General features: G+C 58.2%; 1 protein-coding gene. It reads right to left on the reverse strand.

Annotation, left to right across the window (positions count from 1 at the left end; genetic code table 11):
- Positions 1 to 358, reverse strand: a 358-nt coding sequence (locus BST27_RS30685) for a PE family protein (protein ID WP_083148853.1), incomplete at its 3' end; no start/stop codon positions are given.
- Positions 359 to 649: the final 291 nt, after the last annotated feature.

A 649-nucleotide genomic window follows, 5' to 3' on the forward strand; every position in this document is an offset into this window, starting at 1 on the left:
GGCGTCCCAGCAGCGCATTGGTGGGAGCGTTGATCAACGCCAGCAAGCTCTGCTCGAGGCTCTGCAGCGGAGAGGCGCTCGCGGCCTCGGCCGCGGCGTATACAACCGCACCTCCGGTCAAAACCTGCACAAATTGGCCATGAAAAAGTGATGCCTGGACGCTGATCGCTTGATATTCCGCGGCATGCAGGGCAAACAACTTCGCGATGCCAGTTGACACCTCGTCGGCGGCAGCGGAGACCAAGTTAGTCACGAGGGGTTCGGCCGTCGCGTTGGCTACGCCAAGTGCGGAATGGAGCGCGGCCAGGTTTTCGGCTGCAGCACTTAGCAGTTCAGGCGCGGCGACAACGTAGGACATGGCTGCTCCGATGACCTAGGACAACTCGCGCCCCCACCCTCGACGCATGTGTTTGCCGAATCGTATCTGTGATCGTCGCGAAATGTTAGCCCATTTCATTTGCATTTATCCGGCACCCCTAACGGGCGGGTTGGTGGCCGAACAAAAGCGTCGATTTGTCAATCCCGTAGGCAATTGCACCGTATTTGGTCAATTTCGCCGTTTTAACCGATGTGCGGCGCGAGATCCCGACGCCAGATAAACATATAGAACGTAATTAATTTCCGAACCCGGCGAAGTCGGGGCCGCGGA

This window comes from Mycobacterium intermedium, assembly GCF_002086275.1.
Taxonomy (GTDB): Bacteria; Actinomycetota; Actinomycetes; order Mycobacteriales; family Mycobacteriaceae; genus Mycobacterium; species Mycobacterium intermedium.